Origin of the sequence: Geodermatophilus saharensis, assembly GCF_900188205.1 — a bacterium.
GTDB lineage: Bacteria > Actinomycetota > Actinomycetes > Mycobacteriales > Geodermatophilaceae > Geodermatophilus > Geodermatophilus saharensis.
On sequence record NZ_FZOH01000001.1, the window covers coordinates 519,252 to 539,813 of the forward strand.

Sequence of the window (20,562 nt, forward strand, 5' to 3'; positions counted from 1 at the left end):
TACCGGCGGGTCACCCGGCACACGCGGCGCGGCTGCCTGATCTACCGTCGCCGGGTGCCCGAGGCCCCCCGAGCGCGCCGCCGCCGGACCCCCGCGCCCCCGGCCGTGGCGCCGTCGTCCACCGCACGGCTGTCCACGGCGGACCTGACCGTCCCGCCGGCCCCTCCGCCGGCCTGGCCCGGTGCGGAGGTGCCGGTCACCGGCGGCGCGGTGTTCGTGCGCACCACGCCGTTCGCCGGCTCCCCGGACGCCCCGCGCGAGCGGGCGCTGTACGTGCACGGGCTGGGCGGCGCCTCGACCAACTGGACCGACCTGGCCGGGCTGCTGGCGGTGCGCTGCGAGGGCTGGGCCCTGGACCTGCCCGGCTTCGGCCGCTCCCGGCCGCCGTCGTCGGGCTCCTACTCCGTCCGTGGTCACGTGCGGGCGGTCGTCGACGTCCTCGAGCACGTCGTGGCGCAGCCCGGGCCGGGGCAGGGCCGCCCGGTGCACCTGCTCGGCAACAGCCTCGGCGGGCTGGTCAGCCTGCTCGCCGCCGCCCGTCGGCCGGACCTGGTGGCCACGCTCACCCTCGTCTCGCCGGCCATGCCGGTCTACCGGGTGCCGCAGGCCCTCGGCCGGGCGCTGCTGCTCCTGCTGCTCCCCGGCGCGCCCACCCTCGCCGAGCGGCGGCTGGCGCGCGTCCCACCCGAGCAGACGGTGCGCGGCGTGCTCGCGGTCTGCTTCGGCGAGCCCGCCCGGGTGCCGCGCGAGCGGCTCGACGCCGCCGTCGAGGAGGCCCGCGAGCGCGCGGCACAGACCTGGGCCAACCGGTCGCTGGCGCTGAGCATGCGGGGCCTGATCACCTCCTACCTGCGCGTCGGGCGGGCCAACGCCTGGCGGCTGGCCCGGTCCCTTCGGGTGCCGACGCTGGTGGTCTGGGGCGACCGGGACCGGCTCGTCGACCCCCGCCTGGCGCCCCGGGTGGCCGCCGCCGTGCCCGGCGCGCGGCTGCTGGTGCTCGAGACGGTCGGGCACGTGGCGATGCTCGAGGCCCCCGAGGAGACCGCGCGGGCGGTGCTCGGCCTGCTCGAGGACGACCTGCTCGAGGACGACCTGCTCGAGGACACCGGTGGCGACGCCCGGCAGGACGCCGACGGCGGGACCCCGGGTCCGACGCAGGCCCGGGCCGGCTGAGGGCCGCACCCGACGCGCCCTCCGCCGGGACACGCCGGGAGCGCCCGGAGGACGTGAGAACCTGACCCCCGGACGTGCGCGAGGCCGCCACCCGGGGCGCCGCGCGACGGCAGGACGACCGGCGAGGAGGCGGCACCGTGACAGGTCTGCCGCCCGGTCACCTCCCCGGTCCTCGCCCCGGTCCCCGCCCCGCCCCGCCGCCCCGGCCGGGCGCGCAGCCGGCCCGTCACCGGCCGCCGGTCCCGCCGCCGGTGCCTCCGTCGGTGCCCCCGTCGAGCCGCCGTCCGCGGCCTCCCGAGGCCGCCGACCGCCCCCCACCGGGCCGGCCGTCCGGCGCGCGGCGGCCCGCTCCCCGCCGGTCCCCGCCGGGCCGGCTGCGCCGGTTCGTCGCCCGCCACGGGTGGCGCGCCTACGCCATCCCGCTGCTGACCGTGGCCACCGTCCTGGCGCTGGTCGACGTCGTCTCCGCCGGGCGGGCCACCTCCTCGGCCGCCGGGCAGGCCTCCGCGCCGACCGCCGCCGGGTCGACCGCCGCCGGGTCGATAGCCGCGGAGTCGGCCCCGCCGACCCCGGACGCATCGCCGGTGCCGACGGCCGAGGGCGACGCCGGCCCCACCGGGCTCCCGCCGACCCCCGCGACCGGGACCTACGTCGAGCAGGGTGCGGGCAGCGTGAGCGTCGTGCCCGGCTCCTCCGCCGTCTACGGCAGCGGGCCGCTGCAGCGGTTCGTCGTCGAGGTCGAGGACGGCATCGGCGTCGACGGCGCGGCCTTCGCCGCGGCGGTGGAGGCCACCCTCGGCGACCCGCGCTCGTGGGGCAGCGGCGGGCGGATGTCCTTCCAGCGCGTGGACACCACCGACCCCGACGGCTACGAGTTCCGGGTCAGCCTGGTCAGCCCGGGCAGCATGGAGCGCTACTGCCCGGGCGTGGGCACCGGCGGCTACACCTCCTGCCGGTACGGCGAGCGCGCGGTGATCAACCTGGCCCGCTGGGAGACCGCCGTCCCGCACTACGACGGCGACGTCGCCACCTACCGCCAGTACGTGGTCAACCACGAGGTCGGTCACGCGCTGGGCAACGGCCACCAGCCCTGCCCGGGCCCGGGGCAGCCCGCTCCGGTCATGCAGCAGCAGACGCTGCGCCTGGACGGCTGCACGCGGAACGCCTGGCCCTTCCCCTGACGCCGCCCTTCCCCTGACCCCGGTCGCGGTGACGAAGGACTCCCGCCCGGCCGACTGGGGGCCCTGGGCTGCACCTCGGTGCGCCGGGAAGTCTGGTCGGCAGTCGTGGTCCCTACGGCTCCGATCGGAGTGCCATGGCCCCGTCCGCCGCGCCCGCCGTCCTCCTCGACTCCCTCGGCAAGCGCTTCGGCGCCACCGAGGCGGTCGTCGACCTCTCCCTCGCCGTCCCCGCCGGCGAGGTCTTCGGTTTCCTCGGGCCCAACGGGGCCGGGAAGTCGACCACCATCCGCCTGCTGCTGGGCCTGCTGCGGCCGACCACCGGCCGCGCGGAGGTCTTCGGCGACGCGGCCGACGACGTCGAGCGGGCGCACCGCCACCTCGCGTACGTGCCGGCCGACGTCGCGCTCTGGCCGGGCCTCACCGGCCGCGAGTGCCTGGACCTGCTCGCCGGGGTGGGACCGGGCACCGACACCGCCTACCGCGACGAGCTGGTCGAGCGGTTCGGCCTGGACCCCGGCAAGCGGGCGCGCGCCTACTCCACCGGCAACCGGCAGAAGGTCGCCCTGGTCGCCGCGTTCGCCACGCGGGCGCCCCTGCTGGTGCTCGACGAGCCGACCAGCGGCCTGGACCCGCTCGTCGAGCGGGAGTTCCGGCGCTGCATCGCCGAGGCCGCCGGGCGCGGGCAGACGGTGTTCCTCAGCTCCCACCAGCTCGCCGAGGTGGAGGCGGTCTGCACGCGGGTGGGCATCCTGCGCGCGGGCCGGCTGGTCGAGGTGGCCGGGTTGGAGGAGCTGCGCCGGCTGCGCCGCTCCGAGGTGACCGTCGAGCTCGCCCGTCCCGCGCCCGGCCTCGAGCGGATCGCCGGGCTGCCCGGGGTGGCCGACGTCCGCTGGACGACGCCGCTGCAGCTCACCCTGGCGCTGACCGGCCCGCCCCGCGCGGTGCTGCGGGCCCTGGGCGAGGTCGACGTCGTGCGGCTCGACGTCCGGGAGCCCTCCCTCGAGGAGATCTTCCTCGACTACTACGGGCGGGCCGCGGCGTGACCACCCGCACGCCCCCGCGGGCCGCCGCCACCGCGCGGCCGGGCGCGCCGGCCTCCCCGGGCACCGCCGTCCGCCGCCTGACCGTGCGCCAGGTGCGGCGCGGGACCCTCGTCGTCGCGCTGCTCTGCGGCGGCCTGACCGCGTTCGTCGCGCAGCAGTACGAGCAGACGTTCAGCGGCGCGGTGGGACTCGACTCGCTGGCCGCACTCGCCGACAATCCCGCGATCCGCACCCTGTTCGGCCCGGCCCTGGCCCTCGACGACCCCGGCGGGTTCACCGTGTGGCGCACCGGCACGGTCGCGGCGGTGCTGGCGGGGATCTGGGCGGCGCTGGCCGGCACGCGGGTCACCCGGGGCGAGGAGGAGGCCGGCCGGGCCGACCTGCTGCTGGCCGGCCGGGTCCGGCCGGCCACCCTCGTCCGCACCGCGCTGGGCGTCCTGCTCACCGCCGGCGCCGTCATCGGTGCCGCCGTGGTGGCGGGGATGCTGGCCGCCGGCACCGCGGTGACCGGGGCGGTCCTGTTCGGCGCGCTGGTCGGCGGTACCGCCATGGCCGGCGGCGCGCTGGGCGTGCTGGCCGGGCAGCTGGTGACCGAGCGCCGCTCGGCCTCGGGGCTCGCCGTCGCCGTCCTGCTCGCCGGCCTGCTGGCTCGCATGGTCGGCGACGGGGTGGCGTCCCTGGCGTGGCTGCAGTGGCTGAGCCCGTTCGGGCTGCTCGGCCGGGTCGCCCCCTACGCCTTGGACCGGGCGGCCCCGCTGCTGGTGCTCGTGGTCCTGGTGGCCGTGCCGGCCGTCCTGGCCGCCGTCCTCGCCGGGGGGCGCGACGTGGGCAGCGGCCGGTGGCGGGGCCGGGACCGGGCCCGCACCCCGAGCCGGCTGCTGCGGTCCCTGCCCGGCTTCGCCGTGCACCGGGTCCGGCGGCCGACGCTGACGTGGTCGCTGGGGGTGGGCGCCTACTACCTGCTCATCGGCCTGCTGGCCACCGCGATGCTCGACTTCCTGCGGGACAACCCGGTCTTCGCGGAGCTGGCGGCCGACGCCGGCTTCGCCCGGCTGGCGTCGGTCGAGGGCTACGCGGCCTCCCTGTTCAGCCTGCTGGCGGTGCCGGTCGGCGCGTACGCCGCCGCGCGGATCGCCGCCGTGGCCGGCGACGAGGCGGCGTCGCGGCTGACGCTGCTGTACTCCCGGCCGGTCGGGCGGGTGCGCTGGGCGGGCTGGGAGGCCGTGGCGGTCGCCGTCGGCACCGTCGTCGTCGCGGCGGTCGGGGGGCTGGCCACCTGGGCGGGGGCGTCGTGGGTGGACGCCGGACTGGGCCTCGGGGGCGCACTCGGCGGCGCGCTGTCGGTGGTCCCCGTGGCGCTGCTGTGCCTCGGTGCCGCGCTGCTGGCGCTGGGCTGGTTCCCGCAGGCGGTCCTGGCCGTCGGCGTCCTGCCCGCCGCCGGCGGCTACCTGCTGCTGGTGCTCGCCGACAGCTTCGGCTGGCCGTCGTGGGTGCGCGGGCTCTCCCCGTTCGCGCACCTGGCGGCCGTGCCCGCCGACCCGGTCGACGTCGCCGGTCTGGTCGGGATGCTGGCCGTCGCGCTCGTGCTGGCCGCCGCCGGGCTCGCGGGGTACGCCCGCCGGGACCTGCGCGGCTGAGGCGCCGCCGGGGCTCGCGGAGGAGGGAACAGCGGCGGCTGGGACGCTGTTGTCCGCACGAACACCGGCCCGCGCCGGAGTCCGCGAACCCCGAGGAGCAAGCGTGTCCCTGCCGCCCCTGGTCGAGCCCGCGGCCGACCTGTCCATCGACGAGGTGCGCCGGTACAGCCGCCACCTGATCATCCCCGACGTCGGGATGGACGGGCAGAAGCGGCTCAAGAACGCCAAGGTGCTCGCCGTCGGCGCCGGTGGTCTCGGCTCCCCGGTGCTGATGTACCTGGCCGCGGCCGGCGTGGGCACGCTGGGCATCGTCGAGTTCGACGTCGTCGACGAGTCGAACCTGCAGCGGCAGATCATCCACGGGCAGTCCGACGTCGGCCGGTCGAAGGCCGAGAGCGCGCGCGACTCCATCAAGGAGATCAACCCGCTGGTCGACGTGCGGCTGCACGAGACGCGGCTGGACAGCGACAACGTCCTGGACGTCTTCAGCCAGTACGACCTCATCGTCGACGGCACCGACAACTTCGCCACGCGCTACCTGGTCAACGACGCGTGCGTGCTGCTCGGCAAGCCCTACGTGTGGGGCTCCATCTACCGCTTCGACGGTCAGGTGTCGGTCTTCTGGGCCGAGCACGGGCCGAACTACCGCGACCTCTACCCGGTGCCGCCGCCGCCCGGGATGGTGCCCTCCTGCGCCGAGGGCGGCGTGCTGGGCGTGCTGTGCGCGACCATCGGCGCCATCCAGGCCACCGAGGCGGTCAAGCTGATCACCGGCATCGGCGAGACGCTGCTGGGCCGGCTGATGGTCTACGACGCCCTGGAGATGACCTTCCGCACGATCAAGGTGCGCAAGGACCCCGAGGCCGAGCCGATCACCGGGCTCATCGACTACGAGGCCTTCTGCGGCGTCGTCTCCGACGAGGCGCAGGCGGCGGCCGCGGGCTCGACGATCACCGTCGACGAGCTCAAGGACATGATCGACGCCGGCAAGGACTTCGAGCTGATCGACGTCCGCGAGCCCAACGAGTACGAGATCGTGTCGATCCCGGGCGCGACGCTGATCCCCAAGGACGAGATCCTCTCCGGCCGGGCGCTCGCGCAGCTGCCGCAGGACCGGCCGATCGTGCTGCACTGCAAGACCGGCGTCCGCTCGGCCGAGGTGCTCGCCGCGGTCAAGAACGCCGGCTTCTCCGACGCCGTGCACGTGCAGGGCGGCGTGACGGCCTGGGCCACCCGCGTCGACAAGACCCTGCCCACGTACTAGAAGGACCCCCTCGCCCCCCGACCCTCGATCCGCTCGGGCCGGGGCCCTGCGATTGGGCCGTTCCAGTTCCTCGCCCAGGGCCCGACACCCATCCCGGGTGCCGGGCCCTCGGCGTCCGTGTTGACTGAGTGCGTGCCCGAGTCGACGCCGTCACCGACCGAGCTGCTGGAGCTCTACCAGCGCGCGCAGGCCGCCTTCACCGACCGGGTCGACGCCGTCGAGCCGGGCCAGTGGGACCTCGAGGCGCTGCCGGGCTGGACCGTCGCCGACCTCGTCGCCCACCTCGTCGGCGAGGCGCACTGGGTGCCCGGGCTGCTGGCCGGGGAGCCGTACGACGACGTCGCGGCGCGGGTGCCGCAGGGCACCGACCCGCTGCTGGCCCCCGACCCGCTCACCGCGTGGGAGGCCGCGGCCGACGAGGCGCTGGCCGCCGTCGCCACCGCCGACCTGGCCGACGGCACGGTGCACCTCTCGCGGGGGCCGACGCCGGCGTGGGAGTACGTCGACGAGCTGACCGCCGACCTCACCGTGCACTCGTGGGACCTGGCCCGCGCGACCCGCGGTGACGAGGTGCTCGACCCCGCCCTGGTCCGCGCCGCGGAGGGGATGGCCGCCCGGCTGCCGCGCGACGGCGTCCCCGGCCTGTTCGCCGCGCAGCTGGACGTGCCCTCGGACGCCCCGCCGCAGGTGCGGCTGCTGGCCCGCTTCGGCCGCCGGGCCTAGCTCGTCGGTGTGTCGGCGGCGCCGGATGGGGGCCGTCGCACGCCCCGCCTCCATATCCTGCGGACCCACGTCAGCAGGAGGACGCCATGAGTCAGCCGCCCTCGGGTCAGTACCCCGACGGCCCCGGGCAGCCGCCGTACGGCCAGCCCGGTCAGCCCGGCCAGTACGGGCAGCCCGGCCAGCCCGGTCCCTACGGCCAGCCGCAGCCCTACGGGCAGCCGGGCCAGCCCGGTCCGTACGGGCAGCCCGGCCAGCCCGGCCAGCCCGGCCAGTACGGGCAGCCCGGCCAGTACGGGCAGCCCGGTCCGTACGGCCAGCCCGGCCAGTACGGGCAGCCCGGAGGGCCGGGAGGACCGGGAGGACCGGGTCGCGGGCGGCGCGGACTGGTGATCGGCCTCGTCGCGGGTCTGGTCGTCGTGATCGCCGTCGCGGTCACCCTGTTCTTCGTCCTGCGGGACGACGACCCGGCTCCGGCGGCCGACGCCACGCCCACGTCGTCGAGCGCGTCCAGCAGCACGTCGTCCCGGCCGTCCCCGAGCACGTCCTCGAGCGCGCCCCCGCCGACCACCAGCGCGCCCTCGTCGACGGGCGGGTCCGGTGGCGGCGGCCTGCTGGCCATCGTCCCGGCCGACTTCACCGACTGCACGGAGGCCGAGCTCGCCGGGGACGGCGACGTCGCGCACGCGACGTGCGGCCCGAGCACCACCCAGCCCGGCCCCCAGGCAGCCGACTTCTTCCAGTACCCCGACAAGGGGACGATGGACTCGGTCTTCACCAACGACGCCTCGGCGCAGGGCCTGTCGGACCTGCCGGAGGGCCAGGACTGCACGGCGGCGACCGGCGTCGGCTCGTGGGGCGGGGGGACCAACAGCGGCCTGGTGGCGTGCGCCATCGACGCCGAGAACGGCGCGGTCCTCATCGTCTGGACCGACGACGCGGCGCTCGTGGAGGGCGTCGTCGTGGCGCCGGGCACCACGCAGGCCGACCTCGCCGCGCTCTACACGTGGTGGTCGGCGAACAGCGACTACCAGCTGTGAGCGCGCGGGCGCCCGGGCAGCCGCGGCTCCCGGGCGCCCGCACGGCCCGCCCCGACCCCGCGGACGTCGACGAGGCGGTCTTCGACGTCGTCGAGCGGATCCCGCCGGGGCGGGTGAGCACCTACGGTGCGATCGGCCGGCTCGTCGGCGTCGGCCCCCGGCGGGTCGCCCGCGCGCTGTCCTCGGGTGGGGCGGCGGTGCCCTGGTACCGGGTGGTGCGCGCCGACGGCACCTGCGCCGAGCCGGTGCGGGTGGAGCAGCTCGCGCGCCTGGCGGCCGAGGGCGTGCCGGTGCGCGGTGGGCGGGTCGACCTCGCCGCGGTGGCCTGGCCCTGAGCCGAGCGCGGGGTGTGCACACCGCGCGGCCGGCAGGGCTCGTCGGCCGCGCTGCGTGCACATCCCGCGCGGGCGTGACCGACGGCTCCGCGACGGTGTCGGCTCCGCGTGGTGTCATCGGGAGGTGGCACTGCGGGGGGACGAGTCGGGGCCGGTGTACCGGCTGGTGCAGCCGGCGGCGCCGCCGGCGCCCCCGCCGCGGCTCGACCCGACCCAGCGGGCCGTCGTCGACCACCCCGGCGGGCCGCTGCTGGTGCTGGCCGGCCCCGGCACGGGCAAGACGACGACGATCGTCGAAGCGGTCGCGGCGCGCATCGAGCGCGGCGTCGACCCCGAGCAGGTCCTCGTCCTGACCTTCAGCCGGCGGGCCGCCGCCGAGCTGCGCGACCGCGTCACCGCGCGGGTCGCCCGCACCATCCGCGAGCCGCTGGCCCGCACCTTCCACTCCTACGCCTACGGGGTGCTGCGCCGCGCGGCGCTGCTGCGCGGGGAGGCCCCGCCCCGGCTGCTCACCGCCGCCGAGCAGGACGCCGTCGTCGCCGAGCTGCTGCGCGGTGACCTCGCCGGCGAGGGCGCGGTGCGCTGGCCGGCCTCACTGCTGCCGGCGCTGTCGACCGCCGGGTTCCGCGACGAGCTGCGCGACCTGCTGCTGCGGGCCACCGAGCGCGGGGTCGGCCCGGAGACGCTGGCCGGGTGGGCCCGCGAGACCGGCACCGAGGCCTGGCTGCACGCGGCGGCCTTCCAGGAGCAGTACGAGGCGGTCACGGCGTTCTCCACCGCCGGTGGCGGCGACGCGTCCGGCTACGACCCCGCCGAGCTGGTGCGGGCCGCGATCGCCGAGCTCGAGGACGACCCCGCGCTGCTGCGCGCCGAGCGCGACCGCGCCCGCTGGCTGTTCGTTGACGAGTACCAGGACACCGACCCCGCGCAGGTGGAGCTGCTGCAGCTGCTCGCCGGCGGCGGCGGGGACCTCGTCGTCGTGGGCGACCCCGACCAGTCGATCTACGCCTTCCGCGGCGCCGAGCCCCGCGGCATCGTCGAGTTCCCCGACCGGTTCCGCACCGTGACCGGCCGGCCCGCACCGCGGCTGTCCCTCGGCGTCTCCCGGCGCTCGGGCCCGGCGCTGCTGGCCGTCAGCCGCCGGGTGGCCGAGACGCTGCCCGGGCCCTGGGAGCACCGGCGGCTGGCCGCCGCCGAGGGCGTCGACGAGGGCGCCGCGGAGGTCCACGTGTTCGGCTCGGCGGCGGTCGAGGCGGCCTACGTCGCCGACACGCTGCGCCGGGCGCACCTCGTCGACGGCGTCGCGTGGTCGCAGATGGCTGTGGTGGTGCGCACCGCGCTGGCGATCGGGCCGCTGCGGCGCGCGCTCACCGCGGCCGGCGTCCCGGTCGAGGTCGGCAGCGACGACCTCCCGCTGGCCGCGCAGCCCGCCGTCGCGCCGCTGCTGGCCGCGCTCACCGCGCTGCTGCCCCGGCCCGGCGACGAGCCCGGCGCGCTCGCCCTCGACGAGCCCGGCGCCGAGGCGCTGCTGGCCTCCGCGCTCGGCAACGCCACCGTGCTCGACCTGCGCCGGCTGCGCCGCGCGGTGCGCATCGCCCAGGCGCAGCGCGGCGTCGACGCCGACGAGCGCGGCGCGCCGCTGGCCACCGCGCTGGCCGACGAGGCGCTGCTGGAGGAGCTGCCCGAGGCGGTCGCCCGTCCGGCCCGCCGGGTGGCCGGTGTGCTGGCCGCCGGCCGCGTCGCGCTCGCCCGCGACGGCTCGGCCGAGGACGTGCTCTGGGCGATGTGGCAGCGCAGCGGCCTGGCCGGCCGCTGGGCGAGGGCCAGCGCCGCCGGCGGGGCGGCCGGTGCGGTCGCCGACCGCGACCTCGACGCCGTCGTCGCGCTGTTCGACGCCGCCGCCGGCTTCGTCGACCGGCTGCCCTCGGCCACCGTCGCCGCGTTCGTCGAGCACCTCACCGCCCAGCAGCTGCCCGGTCTCGACGACGCCGGCCGCGGGTCGGTGGCCGACGCCGTCCGGCTGCTCACCGCGCACGCCGCCAAGGGCCTGGAGTGGGACGTCGTCTGCGTGGCCGGGGTGCAGGAGGGCATCTGGCCCGACCTGCGCGACCGCGGCACGCTGCTGGGCGCCGAGCTGCTCGTCGAGCGGGTGGCCGGCATCGACGGCGCCGTCGTCGACCGCCGGGTGCAGCTGCTGGCCGAGGAGCGGCGGCTGTTCTACGTCGCCTGCACCCGTGCCCGCCGCCGGCTGGTGGTCACCGCCGTCGAGGGCGCCCTCGACGGGCCCGACGCAGGCGCCACCGCCTCCCGCTTCCTCGACCTCGTCGCCGCCCCGCCCGAGGAGGGCCGGCCGCTGACGCCGCTGCCCCGCTCGCTCACCCTGCCCGCGCTGGTCGCCGAGCTGCGGCGCGCGGTCAGCGACCCGCAGACCGGGCCGGCCCGCCGGTCGGCCGCCGCCGCGGTCCTGCGCCGGCTGGCCGACGAGGGCGTGCCCGGCGCCTCCCCGGCCGACTGGTGGGGCCTGGCGCCGCTGTCCGACGACGCCCCGCTGGTGCCCGACGGCGAGCCGGTGCGGGTGCGCCCGTCGGCGATCGAGACCTTCCAGCGGTGCCCGCTCAAGTGGGTGCTCGGCGCGGTCGGTGCGGAGGCCTCGCCCGACAGCTCGCGCACCGTCGGCTCGGCGGTGCACGCCGTGGCGCAGCGGGTGGCCGAGGGGCTTCCCGCCGCCGAGGCGCGGGCGGCGCTGGCCGAGGAGCTCGACGCGCTCGACCTCGGCCCGGGCTGGGCCGACCAGCGGCAGCGGATGGCCGCCCGCGACATGCTCGACAACTTCCTCGGCTGGCACGCCGCCAGCCGCCGCGAGCTGCTGGCCGCCGAGGCCGACTTCGACGTCACCGTGGGCCGGGCCCGCCTGCGCGGGCAGGTCGACCGGCTCGAGCGCGACGCCGCCGGGCGGCTGGTCGTCGTCGACCTCAAGACCGGCCGCACGCCGGCCCGCGACGTCGACACCCACGGGCAGCTCGCCGCCTACCAGGTCGCCGTGGCCGCCGGCGCGTTCGGCGACCACGGCGACGCCCCCGGCGGGGCCTCGCTGCTGCAGGTCGGCTCGGGGACGAAGGCCAAGGAGCAGGCGCAGGAGCCGCTGCCGGCCGACGTGCCGCTCGCCGGTACCTGGGCCGGGCAGCTGATCGCGCAGGTCGGCGACGGCATGGGCGCGGCCACCTTCGAGGTGCGCAGCGGCAGCCACTGCGCGCGCTGCCCGGCCCGGCGCAGCTGCCCGCTGCACGAGCGCGGCCGGCAGGTCACCTCGTGAGCGAGCTCGCGACCTCACGCATCGGCACAGCAGCCCGGCGAACGCGGCCTACGAGCGCCAGCGAGGAGGTCTCGTGAGCCGTCGCACGCCGGCGCCGCCGGAGGAGCAGCTCGCCTTCGACGACGACCTCTTCGGCGCGCCGCCCGAGCCGGTCCGGCCCCGCCGGGTGCTCACCCCGGCCGAGGTCGCCGAGCGCTGCGGCCTGTCCTACGCGCCCTCCGACGAGCAGGCGCGGGTGGTGGCGGCGCCGGCCGACCGGCCGCTGGTCGTCGTCGCCGGGGCGGGGTCGGGCAAGACCGAGACGATGGCCGCGCGGGTGTGCTGGCTGGTGGCCAACGAGCTGGTCGCACCCGACGCGGTCCTGGGCCTGACCTTCACCCGCAAGGCCGCCAGCGAGCTCAACGAGCGCATCCGCATCCGGCTCGGCGCCCTGGCGCGGCACCCGGAGACCGAGCCGGAGCTGCGGGAGCGGCTGGGCGTCGCGATGCCCACGGTGTCGACCTACCACGGCTACGCCGCGTCGCTGGTCAGCGAGCACGGGCTGCGCATCGGCGTCGAGCCCGGCGCCGGCGTCCTCGGGCCTGCCATGTGCTGGGGGCAGGCGGCGTCGGTGGTGTCGGGCTGGACCGGCGACATGGACGACGTCCCGCTGAGCCCGCTGACCACCGTCGAGGACGTGCTGGCGCTGGCCGGCGAGCTCGGCGAGCACGACATCGAGCCCGACCGGCTGCGCGCGTGGACCGCGCAGCTGGAGCGGCGGATCACCGGCTACCCCGACGCGAAGGGCAAGCGCGGCCCCTACAAGACGGTGCTCGACGTGCTCGCCCGGCAGCGCGCCCGCGTGGCGCTGCTGCCGCTGGTCGAGGCGTTCGAGGCGCGCAAGCGGGCCGCCGGCGCCATCGACCACTCCGACCAGGTGGCGCTGGCGGCGAGGGTTGCGGTCAGCGCGCCGGAGGTCGGCCGCCGGGAGCGCGCCCGCTGGCGGATCGTGCTGCTCGACGAGTACCAGGACACCAGCGTCGGCCAGCTGCGCATGCTCGAGGCGCTGTTCGGCCGCACCACCGGGCACCCGGTGCTCGCCGTCGGCGACCCGCGGCAGTCCATCTACGGCTGGCGCGGCGCCTCGGCCGGGACCATCGAGCGCTTCGACCGCACCTTCCCCGGCACCCGCGGGAAGGAGGCCCAGCGGCTCACCCTGGCCACCAGCTGGCGCAACGACGGCGCCGTGCTCGCCGTCGCCAACGACGTCGCCGGGCTGCTGCCGGCACCGCCGGTGCCGCTGCCCGACCTCGCGCCCGCCCCCGGCGCCGCGCACGGGCTGGTCACGGCCGGGCTCTACTCGACCGTCGCCGAGGAGATCGAGGCGCTGGCCGACCGGCTGGCCGCCTGCTGGCGCGGGGAGGACCCCGACCTGCCCCCGCGCCCCGACGGCCGCCCCCCGACGACGGCCGTGCTGGTGCGCACCCGCAAGCAGCTGCCCGGCATCGCCGCCGCGCTGCGTGCCCGCGGCCTGCCCGTCACCGTCGCCGGCCTCGGCGGGCTGCTCGAGGTGCCCGAGGTCTCCGACGTCGTCGCCACGCTGACGGTGCTCGTCGACCCCACCGCCGGGGACGCGCTGGGCCGGCTGCTCACCGGCGCGCGCTGGCGGATCGGCCCGCACGACCTCGCCGCGCTGGAGGCCCGGGCCCGCGCGCTGGTGCACGGCCGCCGCGCCGCCCCGGAGGACGACCAGGCCCGTCGCGCCACCGAGCGCGGCAGCATCGTCGAGGCCCTCGACGACCTCGGTGACCCCTCGGCCTACTCCGCGGCCGCGTACCGCCGGCTGCGCCGCCTGGGCGCGGAGCTGGCGCACCTGCGCGGCCGGCTGGGGGAGTCGCTGCCCGACATGGTCGACGACGTCGTCCGGGTGCTGGGCCTGGAGACCGAGCTGGCCAGCGCCCCCGGCGTCAGCCCCGGCTCCGCGCGGGCGCACCTGGACGCGCTGCACGCCGTCGCCGCGGAGTTCACCGAGCTGGCCGAGCTGCCCTCGCTGCCGGCCTTCCTCGGCTACCTGAAGGACGCCGAGGAGCGCGAGCGCGGTCTCGAGCCCGGTGAGGTGGCGGTCGACCCCGAGTCGATCCAGCTGCTCACCGGCCACTCGGCCAAGGGCCTGGAGTGGGACGTCGTCGCCGTCCCCGGCATGACCGCCGACCAGTTCCCGGCCCGCACCGACACCGCCGACTCCTGGATCAAGGACCCCGGCGCGGTCCCGGTCGACCTGCGCACCACCGACCGCGCGGAGCTGCCGCAGCTGCGCCTGCCGGTGCCCGGGTCCGGCGACCAGGCCGCCGTGCGCGCCGCGCTCGAGGACTACGTCGAGGAGTGGAAGCGCTTCGGCGAGGCCGAGGAGATCCGGCTCGGCTACGTCGCGGTCACCCGGGCCCGGCACCTGCTGGTCTGCTCGGGCAGCTGGTGGCGCGAGGGCGTCAAGCCGAACGGCCCGTCGGTGCTGCTCGACGCCGTCCGCCGCGCCTGCACCGCCGGCGCCGGCGTCGTCGTCGCGTGGGCCGAGCCGCCGGAGGAGGGGGCGACCAACCCGGCGCTGGAGGAGTGGCCGGTCGGCGTGTGGCCGGCCGACCCGCTGTCCCCGCCGCGCCGCCGCGCGCTCGCCGCCGCCGCCGAGCTGGTCGCGGGCGCCGCCCCGCACCCGCTCGAGGCCGCGGCCACCCTGGGCGCCGGCGACCTCGTGGTCGAGCAGTGGGTGCGCGACGCCGACCTGCTGCTGCGGGAGCGGCGCCGCACCGCGCGGCCGAGCGTCGAGGTGCCGCTGCCCAGCCACCTGTCGGTGTCGGAGCTGGTGACCCTGCGCCGCGACCCGGCCGAGCTGGCCCGGCGGCTGCGCCGCCCGATGCCCACCGCGCCCGCGCCGCTGGCCCGCCGCGGCACCGCCTTCCACGCCTGGCTGGAGGAGCGCTTCGGCGTCGCGCGGCTGCTCGACCTCGACGAGCTGCCCGGCTCCGGCGACGAGTCCGCGGCCCCGGACGGCGCGCTGGGGGAGCTGCAGCGGGCGTTCCTGGCCGGCCCGTGGGCCGACCGGCAGCCGGTCGAGGTCGAGGTGCCCTTCGAGACGCCGCTGGGTCCGCTGACCCTGCGCGGGCGCATCGACGCGGTCTTCACCGACGGCGCCGGCGGCTTCGAGGTGATCGACTGGAAGACCGGCCCGCCGCCGTCCGGGCGGGAGCTCGCCGCCGCGGCCGTGCAGCTGGCCGCCTACCGGTTGGGCTGGTCGCGGCTGACCGGGGTCCCCGTGGAGCGGGTCAGCGCCGGTTTCCACCACGTCGCCGCCGGGGTCACCGTGCGCCCGGTCGACCTGCTCGACGAGGCCGGCCTGCTCGCCCTCGTCGCCGGGCAGGCGGTCCACGGTGACGTCCCCGAGGAGATGCTCGACGACCTGCCGCCCGAGCCCGACGACGACCTGCCGCCCCCGCCGGAGGACGACGACCTGCCGCTCCCGCTGGAGGACCCGGAACTCGGTTGACGCCGCGGCGAGCCTGACCGCGTGGCACCGGAGATCCGGGACCTGCGCGACGACGACGTCGAGGCGGTCGTGACGCTGTCGCTGCGGGCGTGGGCGCCGGTGTTCGCCTCGTTCGAGGCCGTGCTGGGTGCCGGGGTGTACCGGCACCTGTACCCCGACTGGCTCGCGTCGCAGGCGGCGGCGGTCGAGCGGGTCTGCCGGGACCCGGCGACGCGGGTGCGGCTGGCGGTCGAGGACGGCCGCCCGGTCGGCTTCGTCGCCGTCCTCGTGCACGACGAGTCGTTCGACGAGCCGGACAGCGGTGAGGTCGAGATGCTGGCGGTCGACCCCGCCGCCCAGCGCCGCGGGATCGGCCGTGCCCTGCTCGATGACGGGGTGGAGCAGCTGCGGCGGGCCGGGGTGCGGATCGTCGCCATCGGCACCGGCGGCGACCCGGGGCACGCACCGGCCCGCCGCACCTACGAGGCGGCCGGCTTCACCGCGCTGCCGCTGGTGCGCTACTACCGGCTGGCGTGACCCGACGGTGACGCCGGCCCGTCAGGTGACCGGCTCGCCTGGACCCCGGCGGGATGCTGCCGCGCCTCGCCGGGTGGCCGTCCGGGGAGGTAGGACGCCTGCCGGCCGGCGTCAGTACGGCGGTGGGGTGGTGGTGGCGGTGAGGCCGGTGGGTGTGGTGACGGTGAGGGTGCCGGCGTCGTCGACGGCGCGGTCGGCGCGCGCCCACCACCCGCCGGGGACGGTCGGGGCGGAGCGGTGGCGCACTGCCGGGTCGTCGGGCCCGGTGTCGGGTGGTGGTCCGTCCTCGTCGAGGTAGCAGGGGGCCGGCTCGGCGTCGAACTCCCCGGCCAGGATGCGGCGCTCCATCTCCTCCGACCAGCGTGCGAAGTCCTCCTCCTCGGACACAACCGCGGAAGTGCGCGCCGTTGCAGCCGGATCCGGCTCGGTGGGCTCGTTATCGGTCGGCTCGGACTCGGTCGCCGCGGTGTCGACCCGGTGGCCGGTCAGGGCGGCGAGCAGCGCGCGCACCACCTCCGCGGGGACCACCTGCCCGTCGATCTCGCACGCGGCGTCTCCGCCGAGCAGCGCCCCGGCCGGGGCGACCACGGTCAGCGTCACCTGCACCGGCGGCAGGGCGGTCCCCCCGGGGCGGAGCACCAGGTCCAGCAGGCAGTCGGCCATCTTCTGCCCGCGGCTGCGGCCATCGGCCGGGTCGGCGGGCAGCGCGGCGGCCTCCGGGGTGGTCAGCAGGCCCGACACCACGCTCATCCCATCCACCCGGTCGGGGCGGGCGGACACGCCGCGCCGTCGGACGGCGCGGGCCAGGGCGCGGGCGGCGTCGCGGGCGGCGTGCCTGAGCACCACCCGGCGCACCTTGTCGCCCAGCTGCGCCGGAGTGGTCACCGACCGGCCGCCCAGCCACGCCAGCAGCTCGCCCTCGACGCGGGCGCGCAGGACGTCGTCGGCGATCGGCGCGACGTGCTCGAGCAGGCACCACAGATGCCCCGGGTGCAGCACCCCGGACTGCAGCGCATCCAGCACCCGCGGCAGCCGGTGCACCAGCGTGAGGGAGCGGGCCAGCTCCTCCTCCGCCCGCTGGGCGGTTACGTTCAGCGCCACGACGAGCTCCGGCACCGCCCACTCGCTCACCGGGCGCAGCACCTCGGCCCGAGACGCCCACCGCTCCGCCGACATCGCACCCGCCTCACCGGGCTGCCGATCGGCCGAGGCCGGCCGCGACGCGGCAAAGGCCGCGATCGCCCGCGCCCGCAGCGCCGCCTGCCGGCCGATCTCCCGGTCGGCGGCCTGCACCGCACCCAGCGGCCCCGACGCCCAGCCGACGGGAGGACCGCCGAGCGCCGGGTCGAGGACTGCTGTCATGCAGTCGATCATACGTTCGAACAGGCGCCTCGGCAACGCCTATGAATGGAGAAAGTGCAGGTCAGTCGGTCGGAGAGCCGACGGTCGCGGCGTCGTCCCGACCGAGCGCTCAGCTGGACGCGATGCGGTCCAGGATCGCCGCGGCCAGGGCGTCGGGTGCCTCCTCGGGGATCCAGTGGCTCACGCCGGGCAATTCGACGAACCGGTAGTCGGCGCTCACGTGGGCCGAGCAGCCCTCGGCGGCGATCCGGCCGATGGCGATGTCGGCGTCGCTCCACACGAACGTGGTCGGCACCGCGACGTCGGCGACCGGGGTCGCCGAGGACATCGCCCGGTACCAGTTGAGCGCCGCGGTGAGCGCACCCGGCGCCGACAGCACCGCCACGTACTCCTCGACCGCCTCCGGGTCGACGGCGTCGCCGTACATCCGGCGCAGCCGCCGGGCGCCGTCGGCCAGCAGCACCTCCTCGGCCTTGCCCTCCTGCCAGAACAGCCGGATGTAGGAGGAGCGCTCCTTCTGCTCCGGGTCGCTGCGCCAGGCCATCGTGAACGCCGTCGGGTGCGGCACGGAGACGGCGGTCAGCGACCGCACCCGGTCGCTGGGCCACGCCGCCAGCCCCCAGGCGACGTTGGCGCCCCAGTCGTGCCCGACGACGTCGGCCACCGGCGCGCCCATGGCCGTCATCAGGTCGGCGGTGACCTGTGCGAGGTTGGTCAGCGCGTACGCGTCGACCTCCTGCGGGCGGGCGCCGGGGGAGTAGCCGAGCTGGTCGACGGCGTAGCTGCGCAGGCCCGCCTCGGTCAGCCGCGGCTGCACCGCCGCCCACGACAGCGACGTCTCGGGGAAGCCGTGCAGCAGCAGCACCGGCCGCCCGTCCTCGGGGCCGTCGGCCCGCACGTCGAAGGTCAGGTCACCGACGTCCACCCGCAACAGCTCTCCGGCCATGGCGCCGAACCTAGCGGCCGGTCCGGCCCGGGACCGGGCGCGTCGGGGACCGCCGCTACCGTCGGCGACCGTGACGAGCCCGGAACGCCACTTCGTGCTGGCCCACCTCGACGACCTGCACGCCGACCTCGACGGCTGGCTGCGCATCCCGTCGATCTCGGCCGACCCGGCGCACGCCGGCGACGTCGCGGCGAGCGCGCAGTGGCTGGCCGACGCGCTGCGCCGCACCGGCTTCCCGACCGTCGAGGTGTGGGAGACCCCCGGCGCGCCGGCGGTGTTCGCCGAGTGGCCCAGCGCCGACCCCGGCGCCCCGGTCGCGCTCGTCTACGGCCACCACGACGTGCAGCCGGTCGACCCGCCCGAGCTGTGGGTGCACCCGCCGTTCGAGCCCACCCGGGTCGAGGGCCCCGACGGCCCCGAGCTGCACGCCCGTGGCGCCATCGACGACAAGGGCAACGTCGCCTTCCACCTGCTCGGCATCCGCGCGCACCTGGCCGCCACCGGCCGCGACACCCCCGCCGTCACGGTGAAGCTGCTGGTCGAGGGGGAGGAGGAGTCCGGCTCCCCGCACTTCGCCGACCTGCTGCGCGAGCGCGCCGACCGGCTCGTCTGCGACGTCGTCGTCGTCAGCGACACCGGCATGGCCGCGCCCGACGTGCCCAGCGCCGTCGTCGCCATGCGCGGGCTGGCCGACGCCGAGATCACCCTGCGCGGCCCCGCCGTCGACCTGCACTCCGGGTCCTTCGGCGGCGCCGTGCCCAACCCGCTACACGCGATGGCGTCCCTGCTCGCCGCCCTGCACGACGAGCACGGCCGGGTCACCCTCCCCGGCTTCTACGACCGGGTGCGGCCGCTCACCGACCGCGAGCGCGAGCTCATGGCCCGGGTGCCCTTCGACGAGGCCGCCTGGCTCGCCGGCCCCGCCGCCTCCCGCGCGACCGCGGGCGAGGAGGGGTTCAGCACGCTGGAGCGGATCGGCGCCCGCCCGACCGCCGAGGTCAACGGCGTGTGGGGCGGCTACACCGGCCCCGGCCACAAGACGATCGTCCCCGCCGAGGCGCACGCCAAGCTCACCTTCCGGCTGGTCGCCGACCAGCGGCCGGAGGACGTCGGCCCGCTGCTGCGCGCGTGGGTCGACGAGCACCTGCCCGGGGGGATCGAGGCCGAGGTGCACACCCCGCCCGGCGGCGTCGCCCCGTGCGCCAGCGACCTGGACTCACCCCACATGGGTGCCCTGCTGCGCGCCATCGGGCGGGCGTTCGACACCGACCCCGCCGACGTGCTGTTCACCCGCGAGGGCGGCAGCGGCCCGGAGGCCGACCTGGTCGAGGTGCTCGGCGCCCCCCTGGTGTTCCTCGGCGCCGGCCTGCCCACCGACCGCATCCACTCGCCGAACGAGCGGGTGCTGCTCCCGATGCTGTACCGCGGGGCGGAGGCCGCCGCCCACCTGTGGCGGGAGCTGGCCGCGCGCTGACCGCACCGGCCGCCGCGTGGGTCGCCGCGCGCAGCGGCGGCCCTGATCGGCGCCCCCGCCGTCCTACCCTGACCGCGTGAGCGGACCCGGCCAGACCATCGCACCGGCGGGGTGGTACCCCGACCCCGACGGCGCCGCGGGCACGGTGCGCTGGTGGAACGGGCAGACCTGGTCCGACGTCACGACCCCGGCGGGGCCCGGCGTGGCGGTCCAGGCTCCACCGGTGGTCGCCCCGCCGCTCCCGCCGTCGGGCTGGGACGCCGGGCAGGGGAGCGGCTGGCAGGCCGGCCCGTCCTCGCCGCCGCCCCCGCGCCCGCGGACGGCGTGGTGGCTCGGGGGTGCGGTGCTCGCCGTCGTCGCCGTCGTCGTGGTGGCCCTCGTCGTCGGCTTCTCCGGTGAGGGCAGCCCCCCGGTGCCCGAGGACCCGCCGGTGTCCGCCGGCCCGTCGGGCACCCCGTTCCCGCCGGGCACCGTGCGGATCATCGACGAGGAGTCGGGCATCTCCTACCCGTTCCTCGGCAACGGCTGGTTCGAGTACGACCTCGGCCTCATGCCCGAGACCCGCACCATCGCCGGGCAGTACTTCGTCACGCAGGAGGAGATCCCCACCGGGGGCAACTTCATCGCCCAGTGCACCTCCGGCCCGGTCAGCGACGGCTACGGCTGGAACGGGCCGGGCAGCGAGCAGGCGACCGTGACGGCGCTGGCCGACAGCGTCCGCACGGCCTACTACCCGTTCCCCAACGAGCGCGAGGTGCTGCGCGACGAGGCGCTCACCGTCGACGGGCACGCCGCGCACCTCGTCGAGTTCCAGCTCACCTGGGACGTCGAGGGCTACGACTCCACCGGCGAGCGGGCGGCGCTGGTGGTCGTCGACGTCGGCCGGCCCGACCCTGCGCTGCTGTACCTCTCCATCCCGAACACCCACGCCGAGCTCTACGGCGTCATCGACCGCGTGGTCGCCGACATCGACGTGCTCTGACGCCGGGCCGCGCCCGTCGGCCGCCCGGCGCCGCGTCGTCCGACGTGGTTAGGGTCGGT

At 77.4% G+C, this 20,562-nt stretch carries 15 protein-coding genes; 13 read left to right on the plus strand and 2 right to left on the minus strand.

Annotated features, from left to right (window positions below; translation table 11 throughout):
* Positions 1-54: 54 nt before the first annotated feature.
* The 11 genes from CHC04_RS02510 to CHC04_RS02560 all read left to right on the plus strand — a co-directional run bounded on the left by CHC04_RS02510 (position 55) and on the right by CHC04_RS02560 (position 15,739).
* Positions 55-1,173 (plus strand): alpha/beta fold hydrolase, encoded by a 1,119-nt coding sequence (locus tag CHC04_RS02510; protein ID WP_245816929.1) that lies wholly within the window; start codon positions 55-57, stop codon positions 1,171-1,173.
* A 263-nt stretch (positions 1,174-1,436) separates the two neighbouring features.
* Positions 1,437-2,354 carry a DUF3152 domain-containing protein gene (locus tag CHC04_RS02515; protein WP_245816930.1) on the plus strand — a complete coding sequence of 306 codons (918 nt, stop codon included), beginning with the start codon at positions 1,437-1,439 and terminating at the stop codon, positions 2,352-2,354.
* Between the two features lie 134 nt (positions 2,355-2,488).
* Entirely contained in the window at positions 2,489-3,397 is a 909-nt protein-coding gene (locus CHC04_RS02520; RefSeq protein ID WP_089402290.1) for an ABC transporter ATP-binding protein, read from the plus strand.
* Positions 3,394-5,034 (plus strand): polyketide antibiotic transporter, encoded by a 1,641-nt coding sequence (locus tag CHC04_RS02525; protein WP_089402291.1) that lies wholly within the window; start codon positions 3,394-3,396, stop codon positions 5,032-5,034. Before CHC04_RS02520 ends, CHC04_RS02525 begins: the two co-directional genes overlap by 4 nt.
* A 103-nt stretch (positions 5,035-5,137) precedes the next feature.
* Positions 5,138-6,298 carry an adenylyltransferase/sulfurtransferase MoeZ gene (gene moeZ, locus CHC04_RS02530; RefSeq protein WP_089402292.1) on the plus strand — a complete coding sequence of 387 codons (1,161 nt, stop codon included), beginning with the start codon at positions 5,138-5,140 and terminating at the stop codon, positions 6,296-6,298.
* Positions 6,299-6,430: 132 nt separating this feature from the next.
* Entirely contained in the window at positions 6,431-7,021 is a 591-nt protein-coding gene (locus CHC04_RS02535; protein WP_089402293.1) for a TIGR03086 family metal-binding protein, read from the plus strand.
* Between the two features lie 86 nt (positions 7,022-7,107).
* The gene (locus CHC04_RS24440; RefSeq protein WP_217897133.1) at positions 7,108-8,058 is read left to right on the plus strand and encodes a hypothetical protein; all 951 of its coding nucleotides are present in this window, start codon (positions 7,108-7,110) and stop codon (positions 8,056-8,058) included.
* A complete protein-coding gene (locus tag CHC04_RS02545; RefSeq protein WP_089402294.1) occupies positions 8,055-8,393 on the plus strand; it encodes an MGMT family protein in 339 nt (112 codons plus the stop codon). Before CHC04_RS24440 ends, CHC04_RS02545 begins: the two co-directional genes overlap by 4 nt.
* A 124-nt stretch (positions 8,394-8,517) precedes the next feature.
* Positions 8,518-11,706, plus strand: coding sequence for an ATP-dependent helicase (locus CHC04_RS02550; RefSeq protein WP_217897134.1), 3,189 nt, complete (start codon positions 8,518-8,520; stop codon positions 11,704-11,706).
* 73 nt (positions 11,707-11,779) lie between these two features.
* Positions 11,780-15,223 (plus strand): ATP-dependent helicase, encoded by a 3,444-nt coding sequence (locus CHC04_RS02555; RefSeq protein ID WP_245816931.1) that lies wholly within the window; start codon positions 11,780-11,782, stop codon positions 15,221-15,223.
* A 21-nt stretch (positions 15,224-15,244) separates the two neighbouring features.
* Complete coding sequence (locus CHC04_RS02560) at positions 15,245-15,739, plus strand: GNAT family N-acetyltransferase (protein ID WP_089402295.1); 495 nt, start codon at positions 15,245-15,247, stop codon at positions 15,737-15,739.
* Positions 15,740-15,850: 111 nt separating this feature from the next.
* On the opposite strand, the gene CHC04_RS02565 is transcribed toward CHC04_RS02560, so the two are convergent.
* A complete protein-coding gene (locus tag CHC04_RS02565) occupies positions 15,851-17,101 on the minus strand; it encodes a DUF222 domain-containing protein (RefSeq protein ID WP_245816932.1) in 1,251 nt (416 codons plus the stop codon).
* Between the two features lie 109 nt (positions 17,102-17,210).
* Positions 17,211-18,047, minus strand: a complete 837-nt coding sequence (locus CHC04_RS02570) for an alpha/beta fold hydrolase (RefSeq protein WP_089402297.1) — start codon at positions 18,045-18,047, stop codon at positions 17,211-17,213.
* Positions 18,048-18,117: 70 nt separating this feature from the next.
* Between CHC04_RS02570 and CHC04_RS02575 the strand changes: the two genes are divergently transcribed.
* Both CHC04_RS02575 and CHC04_RS02580 read left to right on the plus strand, forming a co-directional pair.
* The gene (locus tag CHC04_RS02575; RefSeq protein WP_245816933.1) at positions 18,118-19,521 is read left to right on the plus strand and encodes a M20/M25/M40 family metallo-hydrolase; all 1,404 of its coding nucleotides are present in this window, start codon (positions 18,118-18,120) and stop codon (positions 19,519-19,521) included.
* A 76-nt stretch (positions 19,522-19,597) separates the two neighbouring features.
* Positions 19,598-20,503 carry a DUF2510 domain-containing protein gene (locus CHC04_RS02580; RefSeq protein WP_089402299.1) on the plus strand — a complete coding sequence of 302 codons (906 nt, stop codon included), beginning with the start codon at positions 19,598-19,600 and terminating at the stop codon, positions 20,501-20,503.
* Positions 20,504-20,562: the final 59 nt, after the last annotated feature.